Source organism: Streptomyces sp. NPDC102462 (assembly GCF_044765425.1).
In the GTDB taxonomy this organism is placed as follows: Bacteria; Actinomycetota; Actinomycetes; order Streptomycetales; family Streptomycetaceae; genus Streptomyces.
The window spans coordinates 78,173-100,238 of record NZ_JBIWKB010000015.1 but is presented as its reverse complement, the minus strand read 5'-3'; the positions used below and the strand labels follow the sequence as shown (position 1 = coordinate 100,238).

The following is a 22,066-nucleotide window of genomic DNA, read 5'->3' as shown; positions in this document are numbered from 1 at the left end:
TGCCTTCCTGCTCGCGTCGGGTTCGGTGCGGCGCCGGTGCCGGGTGACGGGTCATGACCGTGCCGCCTCCAGTCGCCAGCCCTGGGCCCGGGCCCGTCGCTCCCAGAAGGAGGCGTACGTGCCGCCCGCGGTGACCAGGTCGTCGTGTGTGCCCCGTTCGGTGATCTGGCCGTCCTCCAGGACGAGGATCTGGTCGGCGTTCACGACGGTGCTCAGTCGGTGCGCGATGATCAGGAGGGTCTTGCGGTCGGCCAGGGTGCGCACGGCCTCGGCGAACCGGGCCTCGTTCTCCTGGTCGAGCGCCGCGGTGGCCTCGTCGAGGACGAGGATCGGGGCGTCCTTGAGCAGGGCGCGGGCGATGGACACGCGCTGGCGCTGCCCGCCGGACAGCCGCGCGCCGGCCTCCCCCACCTTCGTGGCCCACCCGTCGGGCAGTTCCTCGATCACTCGGTCAAGACCGGACAGGGCCGCGGCTTCGGCCAGTTCACCGGGGCCGGCGTCCGGTGCGGCGATCCGGACGTTCTCCTCGATGGTGCCGTCGAAGAGGTAGACGTCCTGGAAGACGAGGGACACGTGGGCGGCCAGTTCGTCGGCGGTGATCTCGCGGACGTCGACGCCGCCGATGCGGACGGTTCCCTCGGTGGTGTCCCGGAAGCGGGCCAGCAGCCCGGCGACCGTGGTCTTGCCCGCGCCGGAGGGCCCGACCAGCGCCGTCATGCTGCGCTCGGGCAGACGGAAGGTCACATCGCGCAGGACCGGGCGTCCGGCTGCCCCGTCCGCCGCACCGCTGTCGTAACCGAAACCCACCCCGGTGAACTCGACGCTCGCGTCCCGGGGCGTCCTGGGCTCCGCGGGCTGGGGAAACGGCGGTTCGTCGAGGACCGCGCCGAGCCGTTCCAGGGTGTTGCGGGCGATGCGCATGCCCGCACCGGCCTCGGCGGCGGACGACACGCTGTCGATCAGCCGGACCAGCAGCACCAGGAGTGCCAGCAGGGTGGGCACGGTGAGTGACCCGTCGAGCTGCCAGGAGACGCCGAGAGCGAGCAGCAGGGCGAACACGAGCCGGGTGGCGAAGGAGAAGGAGACCAGTCCGGGCAGACCCCGTGCGATGAGCCGCCGGTCCGCGCGCGCCTCGGCCACCAGGGCGTCGTCCAGCGCCCCGTAGCCCTCCGCGGTGCGGCCGAACGCCCGCAGGACGGGCTGGTTGCGCGCGTACTCCAGGACCCGGTCGGCGGACTCGCCGATCGCGGCGTCACGGCCGAGGTCGAGCCGGCGCATCACCGCGGTGCTCGCCAGTTGGACGGCGAACAGCACGGGGGCGCAGCACAGCAGCACCAGGGCCGTGCGGACGTCGAAGAAGAAGGTGGCGATCACCAGCGTCGCCGGGGTCAGGAAGGAGCTGATGAACGGGCGCAGCAGGTGGGCCGGTGTGCTCATCACCTGGATGACGTTCTGCCCGGCCAGCCGGCTGAACTCGGCCGTGCGGCCGGCGGTGAACCAGCCGAGGGGCAGTCGCAGCGCCTGGTCCGCCATGCGGCGGTGCAGCACCCGGGAGAGCCGGGAGCCGACCGTGAACCCGCCGCTGAGGGCGGCGCCCTGAAGCGCCGCGTGGGCGACCGCGCAGACGGCGAAAGCGGTCAGCCAGGGCCACACGTCGTCGGGGTCCGGGCCGAGCAGGGCCTTCAGGACGGGTACCAGCAGGGCGAAGGCGACGCCCTGGAGGACGGCCGCCCCGGACTGGAGGGCGAGCAGCCGGTTCAGCGGGCGGGAGCCCTCCGGTCCCAGGACGCGGTAGAGCTGACGGATCATCGTGCGCTTCCCTCTCGGATGTCGTCCGCCGCGCGGTCCGTGCCCGGGGAGGCGGACAGCCGGCGGGGAACGGCGGCGGTCCGGTCCGGCTGTGCGGTCCGCTGGGCCTCCCACAGCGTGGCGTAACGGCCCCGGGCGGCCAGCAGGTCGTCATGGCGGCCCTGTTCGGTGATGCGTCCGTCCTCCAGCACCACGATCCGGTCGGCGGAGCGGATCGTGGACAGCCGGTGGGCGATGACGAGCAGGGTGCGGCCGGCCGCGAGTGCGGACAGCGCGTCCTGGATCAGTGCCTCGGAGTGCGGGTCGGCGTACGCGGTCGCCTCGTCGAGCACGAGTACGGGGGCGTCGGCGAGCAACGCCCGGGCGATGGACAGGCGTTGCGCCTCTCCGCCGGACAGGGTGACGGCCGTGCCGAGTTCGGTCGCGTAGCCGTTCGGCAGGGCCATGACACGGTCGTGGATGCGGGCGGCGCGCGCGCACCGCTCGACCTCCTCGTCGGTGGCGTCGGGGCGGCCCAGCCGGATGTTGTCGGCGACGCTCGCGCGCAGCAGCCGTACGTCCTGGAGGACGAAGCCGACCCGGCGGTACAGCTCTGTCGCGGGGATGTCCCGCAGGTCGGCGCCGCCGAGGGTCACCTTGCCGTCCGTGACGTCGTGGAAGCGTGGCAGCAGCGACGCCAGGGTCGACTTGCCGGAGCCGGACGATCCGACCAGCGCGGTGACCGTGCCGGGCGCGAGGTCCAGGTCGACACCGCGCAGGACGTCGGTGCGCCCGTCGTAGGAGAAGGACGCCCCCCGCATCGAGATGTGGTGGCCCTCGGGCAGGGCGGGGGCCGTGGGCTCGGGCAGGGCAGGGGTGCGCAGCAGTTCCATGATGCGTACGGCGGCGGCCTGGCCGGCCCGGATCTGCTGGATGCGGGGGCCGACGACGCCCATGGGGGCGGCGACGGCGGGGCCGAGCAGCAGGAACGGGACGAGTTCGGCGCCCGTCATCCAGCCGTTGGTGACGAACACCGCGCCCGCCACCGTCAGGAGCAGCAGGACGACGGCCGGGGCGACCACCAGGACGGCGGCGGTGGAGCTGACCAGAGTGGCCCGGACCCAGCCGGAGAAGAAGTCGGCGAACCCCTCGGTCGCGGCGACGAAACGCTCGTGGGCCTTGCGTCCGCGCCCGAAGCTCTTGAAGACGGCGATGCCGGCGGCGAACTCCACGGCGGCGGTGGAGATCCGCCCGAGCGCGGCACCGAACTCGGCCATCTGCGCCGCCGCGCCCGACATGGCCCGGGAGAACAGGTGCACGCCGAGCAGCAGGGGCACGACGCTGAGCAGGGCCAGGCGCCAGTCGACGCTGAACAGATAGCCCAGGGCGAGCACCGGGGCGGTGAGCACGGCGACGACGTCGAGCAGGGTGTGGGCGAACAACGTGTGCAGTGCGCTCACATCGTCCTGTACCGCCTGTTTGACCTCGCCGGTGCCCTTGTCGGTGAGCCGGCCGAGGGGCAGCCGCCCGATGTGCCGGGCGAGCCGGCGGCGGAGGGTGAGCTGGAGGTCGTTGTCGGCGAGATGGGCGAGGGCGCCGGCCGCCGTCGCGCACACCAGGGCGAGCAGGCCGGCCGCGCAGGCCAGCGTGACCAGCGGCCACAGGGCACCGCCGTCGGCGGGGGACGCCCCGGTGAGGCGGTCGGCGATGCGCGAGACGGCGATGAAAGGGACCACCGCGGCGAGGGCCGCGACGGCCTGGAGGCCGACGGCGAGGACGAGTCGGCCCCGGACGGGCTCGGCCAGCGCGCGCAGCGGCGGCGGGGGCGCCTCGGTGCCCGCGCCGGAGGCGGCCGGGTCCGGGCCGGGCCCGGACGGTTGTGGCTTCACTTGACGAGTACTCCGATTTCGGGGATGGGCCTGCCGCCCGCCTCGGTGATGCGGCGGCTGGTCATGCCGGCCTCTCGAGCCAGTTGGGCGACGTCGAAGGTGTGCCAGTCGTAGCTGTCGGCGACCTCACGCACGGTGCGGCCGTCGCGCAGGACCTTCCAGGTGGTGGTGAACCGCATGGCGTCGCCCTCGGTGGGTTCGCCGCCGATCCACCACTCGTACGTCTGGCGTCCGATGGTCTCCCTGAGGGACATCACCGGTGGGATGACGCGTGGTGAGGAGACACCCATCAGCTCCACGACGATGGGCGCCCCGTCCGGCAGGCGGGCCGCGAGCCGCTTCCACAGCGCCACGCGTTCGGGGACGGTGAGATGGCCGGCCACGCCGAAGACGACCACGGCGGAGAGCCGTTCGGGCAGGACGAGGTCCTGGGCGGCGCCGTCGACCACCGTCACCCGGCGCCGCAGGTCCGGGTCGCGGGCGACCCTGGAGTTGAGCATGGCGCGCATGGTGGCCGACGGCTCGGCCGCGAGGATGTCCGCCTCGGGCAGGGCCGAGGCGATGACTTCCGTCACGCGGCCGGTGCCCGCGCCGATCTCCAGGACGGGGCCGTGCGACACGTCCAGGCCGGTGAGGACGCGCATCAGCGGGGGGCCGCTGCTGGCGGTGTGCCGGGTGGCGACCAGCTCGTAGAACTCGGCCGAGGTCGAGTAGTAGTCGATCATGACGGTCTCCGGGCGTGGGTGGCCGGGCGGTGGCGGCTCACGGGGTGCTCGGCCATGTGCGTGCGCCCGTGGTCAGTGAGGGGTCCATCCTGCGCAGGACGGTGGCGACCACCTCGCGGCGTCGCGGGGTGAGGTAGAAGTGGTCGCCGGGGAAGACACGTATCTCGGTGCGGGCGGTGGTGAGGTCCGCCCAGCCGCGGGCGCGGTCGCGGCAGCGTTCTTCGCCGAGTTCCGGGTCCGCGCCGCCGGTGAGCACATGGATCGGACAGGTCAGCGGCGGCCGGGGGCCGGGCCGGTACGTCTCGATGATCCGGTAGTCGTGGCGTACGGCCCCGAGGATCACGGCGCGCAGCCCGGGATCGTCCAGGACCTCACGGCTCGTTCCGCCGAGCCGGCCGAGTTCCGCGCTCAGTATGTCGTCGCTCTGGCGGTGCAGTTGCCCGGTCACCGCCGTGCCGGGAGCGGCACGGCCCGACGCGAAGAGCCGGCGCGGGCCGGGTGCTCCGCGGCGGTCCAGCTCGTGGGCCAGTTCCCAGGCGACGGCGGAGCCCATGCTGTGCCCGAACAGGGCGTACGGCCGGTCGAGCAGCGGCAGGACGGCGTCCGCCACCGCGCTCACCAGCTCGCCCATGCCGGCCGTCGCCGGTTCCCCGATGCGGTCCTCCCGGCCCGGGTACTGGATGCCGAGGAGTTCCACCTCGGGGGGCATCAGCGCCGCCCAGGGCCGGTAGAAGGTCGCGCTGCCGCCCGCGTGGGGCAGGCAGATCAGGGTGAGCCGGGACGCGGTCGCCTCGCTCCACCGTCTGATCCACGGGCTGTCCACACGGGCGGCACGCGCGCCGGCGCTCGGTGAGAAGGGCGCGGTCACCAGGTCACCATCAGTTCTTCGAGGCCGAAGGTGGCCGAGTCGTGTTTGAAGACGACCCGGTCCCGGTCCCCCGCGAGGCGGAGCGTGGGGACGCGGCGGATGAGTGTTTCCAGGGCGACCTCCAGCTCCAGCCGCGCCAGATGCTGTCCGAGGCACTGGTGCACGCCGTAGCCGAACGCCACGTGATGGTTGTCCGTGCGGTGGAAGTCGACCCGCTCGGGGTGGTCGAACTGTTCGGGGTCGTGGTTGGCCCCGGCGAGGAGGGCGATGACGCCGTCGTCGGCGGGGACGGTCCGGCCGGACAGCTCGATGTCCTCGGCGGCCACCCGCAGCGGTATGGAGTCGGCGACGGAGAGGACGCGCAGGAGTTCGTCGACGGCGGCGGGCATCAGCGAGGTGTCGTGGCGCAGTTCGTCCATGAGTTCCGGCCGGTCCAGGAGGAGCAGGGTGCTCAGGGCGATCATGCTGGTGGTGGTCTCGCGGCCGGCGTTGATCGTGATGCCGAGGGTGGACAGCAACTGGTCCGTCGTCACCTTGCCGGTCGTCAGATGGTCGGTGACGAGCTGGGAGATCAAGTCGTCGCGGGGTCCCTCCCGCCGCTCGGCGATCAGTTCGGCGAGCAGCCCGAACAGGCCGCCGAGGGCTTCGGAGACCTGCTCGGCGGTGCTGTGCCGCGAGCCGGAGATCCGGGTGACGTCCCGGAAGAACTCAAGGTTCTGCCGGGGGATGCCGAGCAGTTCGCAGATCACCGAGGTGGAGACGGCGTTGGCGTACGCGGAGACGAAGTCCACGGGGCCGCCGGCGGCGAGCATGCCGTCCAGGATCTCGTCCACGCGTGCCTGTACGGCGGGGCGCATCGCGCGGACCCGGCGCACGGTGAACACCGGCAGGAGCATCCGCCGGTAACGGGTGTGTTCGGGGGCGTCGGTGCGGATGAAGGGCCGGAACCTGGCCCCGGCCTCCTGTTCGCCTTCCCCGAGGGCGGGGAAGTTGGCCCGCCGGATGTCGGCGCTGACACGCGGGTCCGAGAGCAGTTCGCGTACGTCGTCGTAGCGGGACACCACCCAGGCTTCCCGCTTGGTCGGCAGGGTGACGCGGGCGACCGGGTCCTCGGTGCGCAGTGTGCCGTATTCCTCGGGTGCGGCGAAGGGACAGCCGCGCCGGATCGGGAAGTCGCGGGGCGGGACCGCGGGGTGGGGCGCGGCGCCGGTGGCGGGTGCGTCGGGGGTGTCGGTGGTCGTCGGGGGCACGGGGGTGCTCATCGGTGGTCCTCAGTCGTCGGTGGGGAAGGGGCAAGGGATGCTTCGGTGGTGCGCGGGGTGTCCGGCGCGTACGGCGAGTCCGGCGCGTACGGCGAGTCCGGTGCCCGGGTGAGTACGGCCAACGGGGGCGCGCCGGGGCGGGTCGGCAGGGCGTGTGCGGTCAGGCCGGACTCGGCCTCCACGTCTTTCAGGCCGAAGGGGGCCCAGCGGTACGAGTCGTGTACCTCGCGTACCGCCTCCGTGGCGCCGTCCAGGTAGACGCGCCAGGTGGAGTCGAGGCGCATCATGCCGTCGGCCGCGTCGTCGGGTGCCGCGCCGAACGACCACTCGTAGCGGTGCCGGCCGGCCGTGGCGGTGGCGAGCCTGGTCTCGGGAAGAGTCAACGGCTCCTCGAATCCCATGAGTTCGACGACCACGAGGCCGCCGGGGGCCAGCCGGCGGGTCAGCCGTCGCCACAGCCGGGCTCGTCCCGCGGGGTCGAGGTGGCCGAGGACCCCGCAGAGCAGGACGACGCTGATGTGATCGGGGAGGTCCAGGTCGGGGGCCGCGTCCGCGGTGACCGTGATCCGGGAGCGCAGATACGGATCGCTGAAGACGCGGCTGGTGAGCACGGCGCGCATGCCGACCGCGGGTTCGCAGGCGATGATCTCCGCGTCCGGCCGGGCCCGGGCGACGGCCTCGGTCACCAGGCCGGTGCCGGCGCCGATGTCGACCACCGGGCCGGTGCTCAGGTCGGCGCCGGCGAGGAGCGCGGCGATCGCGGGGGCGCCGGCGGTCGCGGTGTGCTCGGCCGCGACGAGGTCGAAGAACTCCGCCGACGGGGTGTAGGACGCGGTGTCCACGGGGCCGGCTCCGCCGTCCCGGCTCGGGCCGGGACGAGTGCCGGACTGTGCGTCGCCGGAGGGGACATGCCGGATCTCGGCACGCACGGCGGCCGGGCTCTGTTCGGTGCCGCGGCCGGAGAACGTGTGGGCGACGGACTGTTCCGGCACCGGGAAGATGTCACTGACCGCGAGGGGCCGCGGGACGGCCGGCCTGACGATCTCGGGCGGTCCGAGCCGTGCCGCGAGGTCGGTCCAGATGCGGCACACGGCCAACTCGTACTGACCCGCGCGCAGGGCGTCGCCACCCTGCTCGACGGCCTCACGGAGCCCGTCGAGGGTGCTCCCGATGGCCTGCGGCCACAGGTCGGAGAAGACGGTGCGGAAGGTTCCGGTGTTTCCGATGACGGATGTGGTGCCGAGCCCCAGGCGGCCGGTGCCCGGCCCGTCCAGGACGAAGCGCCTGTCGGCGTCGCGCCCGATGTGCAGGCGGGGACTGAACAGGACGGGCCCGTGGGTGTCGGCCAGGGTGAGGACTCCGCCTTCCGTGCCGAGGGAGATCCGGTGCCAGTGCAGGGCGTGGTTGTCCCGGTCGGCGGGGTCGAGCTGGTGGTGCACTCTCAGCGTGAGGGGTACGCCTGCGAACACGCCGTGCAGGGAGCGGAACGGCTGCGGTCCGATGTCGGCGGGCAGCGGTGCCGGGTCCGCGAAACGCCAGGGCCGCAGGGTTCCCAGCGCCCGTCCCAGGATGTCCACCAGCGGATGCATGAGGTGGACCGGCGTGGCGGCGTCCACGAAGAGCGGTCGCTGCCGTGCGACGAGCCTGCGGGCCGCGTCGATGAAGGCACGGACCGGGGCGACGTGCGGATAGTGGGTGTTGAGGCGGTACTGCACTCCCCGGCGACGCGCGTGTGTGAGGTTGTCCGTCAACTCGGTGAGGTGGAGGGGGTGTTCCTGGAGGACGTGGATGCCACGGTCCATGAGCGCCTTGGCGAGATCGGTGCCCTGTCCGCCCGATATGGCGGAACTGACCGCCACGCAGGCGGCGTCGATGCCGGCCGGGAGGTCGTCGAGGTCCGTGTAGTACGGGACGCCGAGGTTTTGGGCGTACGCCCGGGACGCGGCGGAACCCCGGCTGAGGATGCCGGCCAGCGCGTATCCGGGGCGCCGGTGTGCCGCCTCGGCGTAGAAGCGGCCGAAGTTGGTGCCGCAGACCAGCACACGGAACGGAACGCCGGCGCTCACAGCACACCCTCTTCCAGCTGCTCGGCGCCGGCCGCCGCTCCGGTGAGCCGTAGCTCGGCGGCTCCTTGGGACCGCAGGTGCCGCACCACGGTGGCGGGGTCCAGCACATCGCAGGCGAAGTGCACGCCGGGCCGGACCTCCGCCCGGAGCACGGCGTCCACCGCCAGCGCGCCCACGGCCGCGGTGAGCCGGTAGCTGCTGGCCGCGCGCAGGGTCAGTCCGGCCGTGGCCGGCTTTGCGGACGCGGTGCCCGACAGCGCGAAGTCCATGACGTAGTAGGGCGTGCGTCCGGCCAGGTCGAGGTCGGCGGCGAGGATCAGACGGTCCGCCAGCTCCGCGGGGTCGTCCTTGGCGGCGAGGCTGCCCGGCAGCACATTGAGGAGTGCGCGCACGCGGGGACCGGGGTGGACGTTGTACCAGTCGAGCCGGTCGAGGCCCAGGACGCCGGCGAGGCGTTCGCTCTCGCCGCTGAGATAGGGCTGCACGGCGACCCGGCCGGGGAAGCCGTCGCGTTCGGTGTCCTCGGCGGTGCGCAGGGCGCGCGGGACGCGCCGGCCGTCGCGGACGGCCGCAAGGGCCTCGCCGTAGGCCGCGCCGGCCGCCCCGCCGGAGGTGAGGGAGAGCATGAGGTCGTGTGCCACCGTCGGCGAACAGCGCTCCAGGCCGCCGCAGTGCGCGGTCAGCGCGGCGACGCTGTTCAGGCCCTGCCCGGCCAGCCAGCGGGGCAGGAGGCTGGACAGGCCGGGCAGGGCACCCGCCGACAGGACGACGGTGCGGCCGTCGCGGGCCGGGTCGCCGTCCTTGAGCAGGTCCTCGGCCGCCGGGTCGTCCCCGGCCACGTCGACGCAGTGCGCGCCGGCGGCGAGTGCCGCCGAGGCCACCGTGGCGCGGAGCCGGTAGGTGGGGCCGGCGCAGTTGAGGACGATGTCGCAGCCCTCGGTGAAGGCGCGCAGGCCGTCCGGTGCGGTGGCGTCCGCCCGGACGATCTCGTCATGGCCGCCGGGGTCCTCCTCGGCGACCGGGCGCAGGGCCGATGCGGTCCGGCCGCCGAGGCGGAGTCCCGTGTGGCCGAGTGCGCGCAGTTCGCGTACGGCGGCCCGGCCGACCGCCCCGGACGCCCCGAGGACCCCGATCAGGGGCTTGTGTCCCGCCGTCGTGCTCTCTTTCATCGGGTGATCGCCCCCTGGGTCAGTTCCGCGAGGGTCTTGAGGATGCCGGGCGCGTGCTCGACGGACAGGCAGCTGTAGTGGTCGCCGCCGATGTCGACGAGGTCCAGGTCCCCGAGGGTGAGTTCTTCCCAGTAGGCGGTGACGGCGTCCTTGCTGCCGGGGAAGGGGTAGGCACCGTCGTGCCGCAGGAAGGTGATGTCACCCGCGTAGGGTTCGGCGTCGTAGCGGGTGATGGCGAAGACGCTCTGGCGGAAGGCGAGGAAGAGCCGCGTCATGTGGTCGGGTTCGTAGGTGCCGGCCGAGGCGGGAACCGCCTCGCACATCCGCGCGATGCGGGTGGCGCGGGGTATGCCGGCGAGTCGCCGGAAGCGGCTTGCGACGTCCTCGAACTCCTCGGGCAGCGCGGCGAGTCCGCCGTCCGGCAGGACACCGGGGCTGGCGGCCAGGACGGCGTCGGCCGCCGCGGCCACCCGGTACTGGTCGTCGGGGAAGCCGAGTTCGGCGGGGTCGATGCCCATCATGACGGCGAAGGAGTACTCGGCGAGCAGTTCGTCGTCCAGCCGGAAGCGGGGGCTGTGGCTGCTGATGACGGTGAGGCTCTTCACCTCCGCCCCGGACTCGGCCAGGTTGCGGGCCACTTCGGTGGCGATCAGGCCACCCAGGCAGTAGCCGACGACATGGAAGCGGCTCTGCCCGTTCGCCGTCAGCGCCCGCGCGTAGTCGGCCGCCACCTGCTCGATGAGCCCTTCCGGCGGGGCGGCGAGGAACCCGTTCAGGTCGGGGACCTCCACACCGACGACCTCGGCGAGGCCCGGCGAGCGCCGTCTGATCTCGGTGATCAGCGCCCGGTACGGCATGATCGTCGCGGTTCCGGCGTGCACGAGCACGGTCGTGGGCTCGTCGGCCGACCGGGCGCCGTGCAGGTGGATCACCGGGTCCGTGCGGACGGCACCTGACACGGGTGCGTCCTCAGTGACGGCCAGGCCCCGCAGGAAGCCGGCGAGGCCGGCGACGGTGGGGCGGCGCAGCATGTGACGCAGGACGACCTCCCACTCCAGGTCCGCCGCCTGTGGTACGCGTTCACGCAGCCGGCCCACCATCCTGGCCACCAGGAGTGAGTCGCCGCCGAGGTCGAAGAAGTCGTCGTCGCGGGAGACGCGTTCGACCGCGAGGAGTTCCGTCCACAGGTCGGCGAGGCTGTTCTCCAGTTCGTCCCTCGGCCGCTCGTCCACGACGACCGGTGTGCTCTCCCGGGGCAGCCAGCTCCGCAGGCGCGCGCGGTCGGTCTTGCCGTTGGGGGTGCGGGACAGGGTGTCGACGACCTGCCACACCGAGGGGAGCATGTACTCCGGGAGCCGGGTGGCGGCCGTGCGGGCCAGCTCCCCCACGGGCACATGGTGCCGGTCGTCCTTCATCGTGGCGAGGAACACCTCCTGGCCGGTGAGCGCCAGGGTGTCCTCGGCCCGAGGCAGCGCGGTGACGTCGGACGCGCCGTGCCGGCCGAGGAGTTCACGCCACTGCGGGTGGGTCAGGAAGGACTGGCCGGTGTGCGCGCGCACGTCGGTCCACGCCCGGCCCGCGACCTCGAGGAACTCCATGGAGACCAGCAGCGGAAGGTTCTCGTCGCGGGTGTTCTCCACGAACACGAGCTGTCCGCCCGGCACGAGCAGTTCCCGCAGCCGGCCCACGGCCGCGTCGGCGTCGGCGGCGGCGTGCAGCGTGTTGGCGCAGACCACGACGTCGAAGGTGTTGGGCAGCAGGTGCTGGGAGCGCGGGTCCTCGTCGACGTCGAAGCGCTGGTAGCGGACCCAGGTGTGGTCGGCGAAGCGCTCGCGGGCCTCGCCGAGGAAGAACGCCGAGGCGTCGGTGAACAGGTAGTCGACGCCGTACTCGGCGAGGACGGGCACCAGTTCGCCCGTGGTGCCGCCGACGCCGCCGCCGACCTCCAGCACCCGCAGCCGCTCCTCGCCGGTGTGGCTCGCGGCGATCTCCCGCAACGCGGCCACCACCGCGCGGTTGAGGTGCCGGATGGCGAGGTTGTCCCGGTAGGCGGCGTCCGCTGCCTCGGTCGCCGCGCCGGGGAAGAGCAGGTCCCGGATGCCGACCTCCCCGGCGACCAGCTCGGGCAGCCGCTCGGCGCAGGTGCGCATGACGGTCAGCAGCTCGGTGCTCCAGCCGATCTCGTGCTCCAGCTCGGCGGCCAGCCGCCAGTGGCGCTCCGCCTCGGGCGCGGAGACGGGGACGAGGGCGGTGTAGGTGTCGTCGGCGTCCCGGTGGGTGAGCCGGTCCCGGGCGGCCAGGGCGCGCAGCCAGCGCCGCACGATGTGCCGATGGCGGGGCGTCGCGCGCAGCGCCGTGCCCACCTCGTCCGCCGTGGGCGCGGCGCCGTCCTCGAACGCTCCGCAGCCCGCGAGGACCCGGGTCATCTCGGCGAGTGCCACCTCGTCGAGGGCGGCCAGGAACTGAGTGAGCCGTGCGGCGTCGACGGCCGCGGAGGCTTCCCGTACGGCGTCGGCGGCTGCCGCGCGCGCCTGTTCCGGGCCCGGCGGGGCCGGCTCGTCGCCGTCCTTGCGTGCCGTCTCCACGAACGCGGCCAGGCGCCGTCCGCCCGCGGCCGAGTCGTCGACGACGACCGCGCCCGCCGCGACCGCGGGGTGGGCCTGCACGGCGGCCTCCACCTCGGCGAGTTCGACCCGGTAGCCGCGGATCTTGATCTGGGCGTCCTCCCGGCCCAGGAACTCGATGGTTCCGTCGGGGAGATACCGGCCGAGGTCACCGGTGCGGTAGAGCCGCTGTCCGCTGACGGGGTCGGTGAGGAACCGCTCCGCCGTGCGGGCCTCGTCGCCGAGGTAGCCCAGGGCGACGCCGGCCCCGCCGATGTACAGCTCGCCCGGCACCCACTCGGGCCGTGGCCGCAGACGCCGGTCGAGCACGGCGAACGTCTGGTTGGTCAGGGGCTTGCCGTACGGGATGCTCGGGCGGGCGGTGTCCACCTCGTCGATCGGGTGGGCGATGGACCAGATGGAGCCCTCGGTGGCGCCGCCGAGTGAGATGATCTCCAGCCCGGGCAGCAGTGCGCGGGCCTGGTCGGGCAGGGCGACCGGTATCCAGTCGCCGGATATCAGCGCGAGCCGCAGGGAGCCGTCGCCGGTGGGGGGCTCGGAGCTGAGCCAGTCGCACAGCATGTGCAGTTGGCCGGGTACCGAGTTCCACACCGTCACGCCGAAGTCGCGGACGAGTTCGGCCCAGTGGGAGGGATCGCCGCGCCGGTCGGCCCGGGGAAGGACGAGGGTGGCGCCCACCGCGAGCGGCCCGAACAGGTCGTAGACGGACAGGTCGAAGCCGAGCCCCGCGATGCCGAGGACGCGGTCGCGCTCGGTGATCGCGTAGCGGCGGTTGATGTCCTGGACGGTGTTGAGGGCGGCCCGGTGGCTGATCATCACGCCCTTGGGCGTGCCGGTGGAGCCCGAGGTGTAGATGACGTAGGCGAGTTCGCCGGGATCGCGCCGGGGCGCGGTCGGGTAGGACGCGGTGGTTTCGGGGACGAGATCGACCGCGACGGCCGACACGGTCGCCGGGAGGTCGTCGGTCTCGGCGAGCCAGGACTGGGTGAGGACCGTGCGTACGCCCGCGTCGGCGATGATCGTGTCCCGGCGGGCCGGCGGCTGGGCCGTGTCGACGGGCAGATACGCGCCGCCCGCCATGAGCGTGCCGAGGACGGCGACGGCCTGTTCCCAGCCCTTGTCCATCCAGACGGCCACCGGCTCCCCGGGCCGCAGTCCGGACGCCGCCAGCGACGCGGCGACACCGCTCGCCCGGGCGACGAGCTGCCGGTAGGAGAGCGCCGCTTCGGGCGTCCGGACCGCGATCGCCTCCGGTGTGGCCTGTGCCCGGTCCAGCAGAGGTTCGTGGAGGAGGGCGTCCGGCAGCGGTCCCCCGGTCGCGTTGACCGTGCGCCGGCGGGCCTGCTGCGCCTCGGGGAGAGGGATGCGGACCGGGGCGTCCCAGGCGGCGTCACCGGCCTCGCCCGCGGCCGACAGCTCGCGCACGAGTGCCGTCCAGGCGTCGAACATGGCCTCGGCCACGCCGTGGCTGAGCGCTCCCTCACGGATGTCCCAGGACAGGCTCAGCGCGTCACCGCGGTGCATGACCTGGCAGTCGAGCCATACCTGCGGCGTCCGGGTCGCGGCGTGGGCCACCTCGGGGGGTACGCCCTCGGTGGTGCCGCCCCCGCCCAGGGCGCTGGTGAAGACGACCGGCATCAGGACCGGGGCGCCGGCCCTGCGGGACAGTTCGGCCAGCACCTCCGAGCCGGTGAACAGCGGGTGCGCCAGGTCTTCGAGGAGCTGCCGCCCGACGGTCCTGGTCCGTTCGGCGAAGGTGGCCGGGGCGCCGAGATCGACGGCGAGCAGTTCCAGCGAGGTGAAGTCGCCGACGATGCGGCCGATGTCCTCGTGCAGGCCGGGCCGGTCGACCGTGGGCACGTTGAGGGTGAACCGGCTGGTCCGCGACCAGTGGCCGACCGTCTCGGCGTAGGCGGCGAGCAGTGCCGTCGACACGGTCAGCCCGCGCCGCGCGGCGCGCTCGGTCAGACGCTCCCGGTCGGCCGCGGGCAGCAGGACCTCCAGCCGGCGGAACGTCACCGCGTCACCGGAGGCGAGTGGCCGGTTCCCTTCCTCGAAGGCGCTCACGGCGGCCTCCCAGGGTTCGGCGAGGGGCAGTTCGGGGGCGGGCGGCAGGCTGTCGAGGCGCTCGGTCCAGTAGGCGCGGTCACGGGAGTGGCCGTCGGTGTCGGCGAGGGCGCGGCGGGCCAGGACGTAGTCGCGGAAGGTGATCCTCGGCGCTTCGGGGAGGGCGGCACCGCCGTAGCGGTGCTGGAACTCGGCGAGCAGGATGCGCAGGCTCGCGTGGTCGACGACGAGCATGTCGAAGCAGAGGTGGAGCACGGCATGCCCGGCCGTCCTGCTCACGTGGACGTCGAAGAGCGGCCACCGGTCGGTGGGTGCCTGACGGGCGGACAGACGGGCGCGGGTGCGTGCCACCTCCGCCTTCGCGAGGGCGGGCGGGAGCGCGGTCAGATCGTCGGCGCCGACGGCGAGGGCGGGCACGTCGGGCAGGACCCGCTGGTGGCCGTCGTGGTGGATGACGGCGCGGAGCATGTCGTGCCGCTGGACGAGTTCCCGCCACACGGCGGTGACCCGGTCCACGTCCAGGTCGGGGTATTCCAGTTCGACGTAGGCGTGGCAGCCAACGCCCCCGTAGGCGTAGGCGTCGGTGCGGCCGATGAGGTAGGCGGCCTGGATGTCCGTCAGCGGGAACGGCTCGTGGCGGCTGCCGGGGTCGCCGCGCAGCGCGGGCTCCGCTGCCTCCAGGTGACGCAGGATGGCTTCCTTGTGCGTGCGCAGTTCGGCTCGGTGCGTGTCGGTGAGCCGGCCCTGGGGGGCCCGGAAACGCAGGTGTCCGTCCTGGGCCCACAGGACCACGCCCTGTTCGGCGTAGCGGGCCAGCAGTTCAGCGATGTTCACAGCTCTCCGGTCTCGTAGGCGGTCTCGTGGGCCGCGAGCGTTCGGGTGACGTCCGCGGCGAGCGCGGCGATGGTCGGTGCGGCGAAGAAGCGGCGGACCGGCACGGCGGCTCCCAGGCGGCGCTCGATCGATGTGAGCAGGCGCAGCGCGGAGAGGCTGTCGCCGCCGAGGGTGAAGAAGTTGGCGTTGCGGTCCGGCACGGGGTGCGTAAGGTGCTCCTGCCAGAGTTCGGCGAGGGCTGTCTCGGTCTCGCCCCGTGGTGGCTCGGCGCCCGCGGGCACCGGCTCGGGGCCCGCCGTGCCGGCCAGTGCGTTGCGGTCGAGCTTGCCGTTCGCGGTGAGCGGCAGGGCGGGCAGCAGCAGGATGCGGGACGGGACGGCGTAGCCGGGCACCCGCCGCGCGAGCAGTCCGAAGAGGTCCGAGACGAGGTCCTGATCCTCGATGGGCGTGCCGCCCTCGCTGGGGCCCGGCCTGCCGACGGGGGCGACGGCCTGGGGGTCCAGCGGTACGGCGAAGGCGACGAGGCGTTTCGCGGTGCGCTCCCCCACGGCCACGACGGCGGCCCGCGCCACGGCGGGGTGTGCCTCCAGCGCGGCCTCGATCTCGCCCGCCTCGATGCGGTGGCCGGCGATCTTGAGCTGGCCGTCGAGGCGGCCCAGGAACTCCAGCAGTCCGTCGCCGCGGAACCGGCCCAGGTCGCCGGTCCGGTACCAGCGCCGCCCGTCCCGTACGACGAACTTCTCGGCGGTGCGGGCCGGGTCGGCCAGATAACCGCGGGCCAGTCCCGCGCCGCCGATCCACAGCTCGCCGGGTGTCCAGTCGGGGCAGTCCCGCCCGTCCCGGTCGACGACCCGGTAGTGCTGTCCGGTCAGGGGACGGCCGTAGGGGATCGACACCCACCGGGGGTCCACGTCGGCGACGGTCAGGGTGTTGGACCAGACGGCGGCCTCGGTCGCGCCGCCCATGGCGACGAACGCCGCGGGCCGGGCGGTGCGGGCCCGCAGCCGGGCCGGGAGGTCGAGGCCGATCCAGTCACCGGAGACCAGTGCGGTCCGCAGTCCCCGTACGCCACTTGCTTCGTGACCGCTGTGGACGCCCTGTTCGTCGGCGTCGAGCAACAGGTCGAGCAGGGCGGGGACGGTGTTCCAGACGCTCACCCCGTACCGGTCCAGCAGGCTCGGCCAGCGGGCGGGTTCCCGGCGCTGGTCCTCGGTGGGGAGCAGCAGGGAGCCGCCTGCGCAGAGCAGGCCGAAGAGGTCGTACACGGACAGGTCGAAGTCCAGTGCGGACAGGGCGAAGACGCGGTCGTCCTCCCCGATGCCGTGCCGGGCGTTGATGTCCGCGATGGTGTTCCAGGCGGCGGCGTGGGTGATCTCGACGCCCTTGGGCTCGCCCGTGGAACCCGATGTGAAGATCACGTAGGCGAGCGCGTCGGGGGACGTCCCGTGCGGCGCCGGCAGCGGCTCGCGGCTCTGTGTGTCCGGGAAGGGGACGGCGCGGGGGCCTGTGCCGTCCGCATCGGGCCAGTCTCCGAGGACGAGGCGGAACCCGGCCGTGGTGTGGACCCGCCGCAGCCGGGCGGCGGGCTGTTCGAGACCGAGGGGGACGTAGGCGGCGCCGGCCGCGAGCACGCCGAGGACCGCCGCGATCTGGTCCGGTCCCTTGGGCAGGGTGACCGCGACCAGGTCGCCCGGCCGTACGCCCGCGTCGACGAGCGCGGCTGCGGTGCGCAGCGCCTGCTCGGCGAGGGTTGCGTAGGTGGTCTCCTCCCCCGCCGTCGTGACGAGGGCGGTGCGGTCGGGGCGGGCCTTCGCGCGGGTGAAGAAGGTCTCGTGCAGCAGGCGCGGCGCGACCGGCTCCAGGGCGGACTCCCGTGCGGCGGCGGCCCGCCGTTCGCGCTGGGCGGCGGGCAGCAGGTCGGGCAGCGGCGCGGCCCAGTCGCCGGTGACGAGGTGCCGCAGCAGCCGTGCGTAGGCGTCGAACATCGCGTCCAGCACGCCCTCCGCGAACAGGTCCTCCACCGCGTCCCAGGTGACGATCAGGTTCCCGGACTCCTCCGTGACCTGGTTGTCCAGGCAGACCTGCGGGGACTGGGAGATGCCCCAGACCTTCTCGGGGAAGCCCGTGTCCGCTCCGGCCAGCGTGGCGTCGCCCACGCCGATGGCGCTGGTGAACACCACGGGTGCGGCGGCGTCCACCGTGCCCGTGCGACGGCCGAACTCCCTGAGCAGCCAGTCGATCGGCACATCGGCGTGGTCCAGGTCCTGCGCCTGGCGGCGCTGCAGCGCGACGGCCGCCGCGAGCCAGGACGCGCCGTCGCGCCGGTGACCCGCGAGGGACAGGGAGGTGAAGTCGCCCAGCACCCGGTGGATGTGGGGGTGTACGTCACGCCGGTTGAAGAGGGTGAGTGTGACGGTCACGGCGTCGGTTCCGCTCCAGGCCGCCAGGACTTCCGCGTACAGGGCCAGCAGAACGGTGGAGGGTGTCAGGCCGTGCCGGGCCGCGCTCTGTTTGACGGCCTGCCAGTCCTCGGCGGGCAGGCTGAGCCGGCGCCGGGTGAAGACGGGCGTGTCGAGCGTCGCCGGATCCCGGTCGAAGGGCAGGGCGGGAGGGGGCGGCAGTTCGGACAGCCGTCTTTGCCAGTGGGCGCGCGCCCGGCCGGCGGACTCCGGGTCCGCCGGGGGACGGGTCAGGTAGTCGCGGAACGTCACGTCGACGGGCGGCAGTTCGTGTGCCGGGTCGGCGTAGAGCGTGTTCAGTTCGGCGTAGAGCGTGGTGATGGAGAGCGCGTCGAGCACGAGGTAGTCGAGGCCGATGCCGACACGGACACGCATCCCGCTCCCGCCCTGCTCGTCGCTCGGGCGGTAGCGCACGGCCTCGACGGCGAACAGCGGCCACCGCGCGGGGTCGCGGACCTGGTGGGACAGCCGGGCGCGCAGGCCGGCAAGGGCCTCGCGGGCGCCTTCGTCGCCGGCGTCCTCGACCGGTATGCGCACGGTGGGTACGTCGGGCAGGACGCGCTGTCGTCCGTCCTCGACGACGGCGCGGAGCATGCCGTGCCGTCGGACGAGGGTGTTCCAGGCGCGTTCCAGCCGGTCCAGGTCGACGTCTGTGCCGTCGAACTCGGTGTAGTGCCAGGTGCCGACGCCGCCGAGGGTGAAACGGGGATCGCGGCCCGTGTGGTAGGCGGCCTGGACGTCGGTGAGCGGGAATGGTTCGTGGGCGTGGTCCGGGTCGGGCACGAGGACGGGCGGGGCCGGCTCGCCGGCGGCCGTGGCCGGGTGCAGCGTCGCGCAGAAGTGCTGGAGCACGGGGTGGGCGAACAGGTCGGCCACGCGGGCGCCGGGGAATCCGGCGGCGCGCAGCCGGCCGATCATCCGCGTCGCGACGAGCGAGTCGCCGCCCAGCAGGAAGAAGCTGCTCTCGCGTCCCACCTCGGACACCCCGAGCAGTTCGGCCCACTCGGTCGCGACGGCCATCTCCACCGGGCCGGCCGGCGCCGAGGTGCGGGGCCCGTCCTTACCTGCGGTCTCGGTCAGGGCCTGGTGGACCGCGGCCCGGTCGAGCTTGCCGTTGGCGGTCAGCGGCAGGTCGTCGAGGACCAGGACGCGCTCGGGCACCATGTAGGAGGGCAGTCGTTGCGCCGCCCGGGTGCGGACGGCGGCCGGGTCGGGTGCCTGGCCACGGGCGGACACGGCCGCGGCCAGGTGACGCACCGGCGCTTCGAGGACGGTGGCGACCGCGTGCAGCACGGCGGGGTCGTCCTCCAGCGCGGACTCGACCTCGCCGAGTTCGATGCGGTGGCCGCCGATCTTCACCTGGTGGTCGGCGCGTCCGAGGAATTCCAGCACACCGTCGGGCCGGTAGCGGGCCAGGTCACCGCTGCGGTACCAGCGTTCGCCGTCGTACTCGACGAAGCGTTCCGCGGTGCGTTCGGGGTCCGACCGGTAACCGGTCGCCACACCGGGGCCGCCGATCCACAGTTCGCCGGGGACGAGGTCGGGGCAGTCCCGTCCCCGTCCGTCCACGACGCGAGCCCGCATGTTGCGCAGCGGAACCCCGTACGGGACGGACTTCCAGGCCGGGTCGGTCTCCTCCACCTCGAAGACGGTCGAGTGGACCGCCGCCTCCGTCATGCCGCCGAGTGCCACGAAGCGGCAGCCGGGTACGAGGGCCCGGAGTCGGGCCGGCTGGTCGAGTCCGACCCAGTCCCCGCCGAGCAGGACCATGCGCAGGGATGTCCCCAGGCCCTCCTGCTCGCCCGCGGCCATCAGCAGGTCCAGCAGGGCGGGCACGCACTGCACCAGCGTCACCCCGTGCGTGCGCACCAGTCGCGCCCAGTGGTGGGCGTCACGGCGGTGCTCCTGTGCCACGGCGACCACCTGGCCGCCCAGGGACAGGGGGGCGAAGATGTCCCAGGTGGCGAGGTCGAAGTCCAGGGCGGAGATCGCGAGGGTGCGGTCCGAGGGCCGAAGGCCCAGCTGCTCTTGCATCGCCTCGACGGTGTTGACGACCGCACGGTGCGGCACCTCGACGCCCTTGGGCACTCCCGTCGAGCCGGATGTGAACAGCACATAGGCGGGCAGCGCGGGGTCCGGCCGGACGACCGGGGCGGGGTGGGCCGCCGACGCGTCCTCAAGGAGCAGCACCGGCGCCGGGGAGACGCCCGCGCACAGATGGGCGTGGGCCCGGTCGGTGAGTACGGCGGACGCGCCGGCCACGGAGTGGATGCGGTGCCTGCGTACGGCGGGCTGTTCCACGCCGACGGGGGCGTGGGCGGCGCCCGCGGCGAGGATGCCGAGGACCGCGGTGATCTGGTCGGCGCCCTTGGGCAGGGTCACCGTGACGGTGTCGCCTTCCCGCACGCCGTGGTCCCGCAGCAGCGCGGCGATCTGCCGTGCCGTGTGGGCGAGTTCGCCGTAGGTGAGCGGGTCGCCGCTCGTGCGGACGACCGCGGTGCGGTCCGGCTCCGTCTCGGCGAGCTGGAAGAAGCGGGTGTGCAGGGCGCGGTCCGGGACGGGCGTGGGCGGCAGGGCCGCGACCGCGCGCCGGGCGAGGACATCGGGCGCCGGCAGGCCGTCCACCGGGCGGGCCCAGGCGTCGGGGTCCGTCACGAGGCGGGTGATGAGGCGGCGGTAGGCGTCGAACGCGGCATCGGGCACGCCGGCTTCGAACACGCCGTCCCGGACGTCCCAGTTGAGGAGCAGGCCGCCGTCGAGTTCGGTGACCTGGGCGTCCAGGCAGACCTGCGGGCCCTGCGAGATGATCCAGGAGGGGCTGCCGAAGGACTTCTGGACGTCCTGCTCGAAGATCTCGCCCAGCCCGATGGCACTGGTGTAGACGACGGGGGCCAGCACCGGGGAGCCCTCGACGCGGGCGAGGTCGCGCAAGACCTCGACGCCGCCGTACGCGCCGTGGGACATGCCTTCTTGAAGGCGTTCCTGGAGGCGGCGGGCCTGCTGGGAGAACGGCAGGGACGCGCTCAGGTCCGCGTCGAGCAGGATCGAGCTGCTGAAGTCCCCGACGAGGTGGGCGACTTCGGGAGTGAAGAGGTCCCGGTCGAACAGCGGCAGGTTGAGCAGGAAGCGCCGGCTGTCGCTCCAGGCGGCGATGATCTCGGCGAAGGCGGTGGCGAGCGCGGCGGCGGGGGTGAGGCCGTGCCGGCGTGCGGCGTCGATCAGCGCCGCCTTGTCGTCGGGGCCGAGCCAGTGGTGCAGTCGGCGGGAGTGGGTGAGCGTGGTGTCGCTCGCCCCGACGGGGGTGAGCGGATCGACGGTCGTCGGCAGTCGCGGGGCGCGCGGCAGTTGGTGCAGGCGCTCTTGCCACCAGGCGGCGTGCTGCTCGCGTTCCGCCTTTCGCCGGGCGTCGTGCTCGGCGAGGTACCGGCGGTAGTCGAGGCCGAGTTCGCATGGCGGGTCGTCGGGACACTCGTAGAAGCGTTGCAGGTCGGACAGGAGCACCCGCAGGCTCAGCGCGTCGCCGGCCATCATGTCCAGGTCGATCTGCAGACGGGTCCTGCCGCCCGGAAGCAGGCACACGGCCGCGCGGAAGACGTCACCGGCGGCGATGTCCGCGCGCGCGTGGGTGTTGCGCTCGCGCAGCAACTCCAGCTCCGACTCGGCTTCTTCAGGTGTGCGTGCGCGCAGGTCGTGGACGGTCAGTGGCGCACCGGACGCACCGAAGCGCTGGCGTCCCTCCTCGTCGAAGACGGCCCTCAGCATGCCGTGGCGTCGCACCAGTGCCTTCAGGGCGGCGTCGAGCCGGGTGGGATCGACGTCGCGGCCGTCGAGTTCGACGTAGAAGTGTGCGGCGACGCCGCCGAGCGGCTGCCCGTCCTGGCGTCCGATCCAGTAGGCGTGCTGCATCGTCGCCAGCGGGAAGGATTCCGCCTCCGTTCCGGTCGTCGCCGCACCGGGCGGGGCGAGCGCGGCGGGCCGCCGGGCCGTGGCGGGCGCGTCGCCGCGAGGGGCCCGCCCGAGCAGGGCCGTCCATGCCCCGAGGGTCGGAACGCGGGTGAGGTCCTGGAAGGTGACCGTGCTGCCCTCGCGTCGCCAGGCGCCCACCAGGGACATCAACACCAGTGAGTCGAGGCCGAGTTCGAAGAGGTCACGGTCGTCGTCCAGCTCCTGCGGCGCCAAGTCCAGGGCGCGTGCCACCGCTTCCCGTACCGCCACCGCCGTGTGGGGGGCATGACTGTCGGCGTCACCTTCCGCTGTCCGCGCCTTGACGACTGCTTCATCGCTCACTACTGGGGGCCTTCCGGTCGGGTGGGGT

Annotated in this window: 9 protein-coding genes; all 9 read right to left on the bottom strand. The window is 73.5% G+C overall.

What is annotated here, in order from left to right:
* Window positions 1-51 precede the first annotated feature (51 nt).
* From ACIRFL_RS15675 to ACIRFL_RS15635, 9 genes are read right to left on the bottom strand one after another with little or no spacing between them, the layout of a single operon-like run.
* A complete protein-coding gene (locus tag ACIRFL_RS15675; protein ID WP_404028506.1) occupies window positions 52-1,809 on the bottom strand; it encodes an ABC transporter ATP-binding protein in 1,758 nt (585 codons plus the stop codon).
* Entirely contained in the window at window positions 1,806-3,677 is a 1,872-nt protein-coding gene (locus ACIRFL_RS15670; protein WP_404028504.1) for an ABC transporter ATP-binding protein, read from the bottom strand. The genes ACIRFL_RS15675 and ACIRFL_RS15670 overlap by 4 nt, the downstream gene beginning before the upstream one ends.
* Entirely contained in the window at window positions 3,674-4,402 is a 729-nt protein-coding gene (locus tag ACIRFL_RS15665; RefSeq protein WP_404028501.1) for a class I SAM-dependent methyltransferase, read from the bottom strand. The genes ACIRFL_RS15670 and ACIRFL_RS15665 overlap by 4 nt, the downstream gene beginning before the upstream one ends.
* A gap of 37 nt (window positions 4,403-4,439) precedes the next feature.
* Window positions 4,440-5,270, bottom strand: a complete 831-nt coding sequence (locus ACIRFL_RS15660) for a thioesterase II family protein (RefSeq protein WP_404028498.1) — start codon at window positions 5,268-5,270, stop codon at window positions 4,440-4,442.
* Window positions 5,267-6,532: a cytochrome P450 gene (locus ACIRFL_RS15655; protein WP_404028495.1), complete on the bottom strand. Its 1,266-nt coding sequence runs from the start codon at window positions 6,530-6,532 to the stop codon at window positions 5,267-5,269. The genes ACIRFL_RS15660 and ACIRFL_RS15655 overlap by 4 nt, the downstream gene beginning before the upstream one ends.
* Window positions 6,529-8,598, bottom strand: coding sequence for a Gfo/Idh/MocA family oxidoreductase (locus ACIRFL_RS15650; RefSeq protein WP_404028493.1), 2,070 nt, complete (start codon window positions 8,596-8,598; stop codon window positions 6,529-6,531). Before ACIRFL_RS15650 ends, ACIRFL_RS15655 begins: the two co-directional genes overlap by 4 nt.
* Window positions 8,595-9,767 (bottom strand): saccharopine dehydrogenase NADP-binding domain-containing protein, encoded by a 1,173-nt coding sequence (locus tag ACIRFL_RS15645; protein ID WP_404028491.1) that lies wholly within the window; start codon window positions 9,765-9,767, stop codon window positions 8,595-8,597. Before ACIRFL_RS15645 ends, ACIRFL_RS15650 begins: the two co-directional genes overlap by 4 nt.
* On the bottom strand, window positions 9,764-15,292 hold the full coding sequence (locus ACIRFL_RS15640; protein WP_404028489.1) for an amino acid adenylation domain-containing protein: 5,529 nt from the start codon (window positions 15,290-15,292) through the stop codon (window positions 9,764-9,766). Before ACIRFL_RS15640 ends, ACIRFL_RS15645 begins: the two co-directional genes overlap by 4 nt.
* Window positions 15,289-22,038 (bottom strand): amino acid adenylation domain-containing protein, encoded by a 6,750-nt coding sequence (locus ACIRFL_RS15635; protein WP_404028486.1) that lies wholly within the window; start codon window positions 22,036-22,038, stop codon window positions 15,289-15,291. The genes ACIRFL_RS15640 and ACIRFL_RS15635 overlap by 4 nt, the downstream gene beginning before the upstream one ends.
* Window positions 22,039-22,066 lie beyond the last annotated feature (28 nt).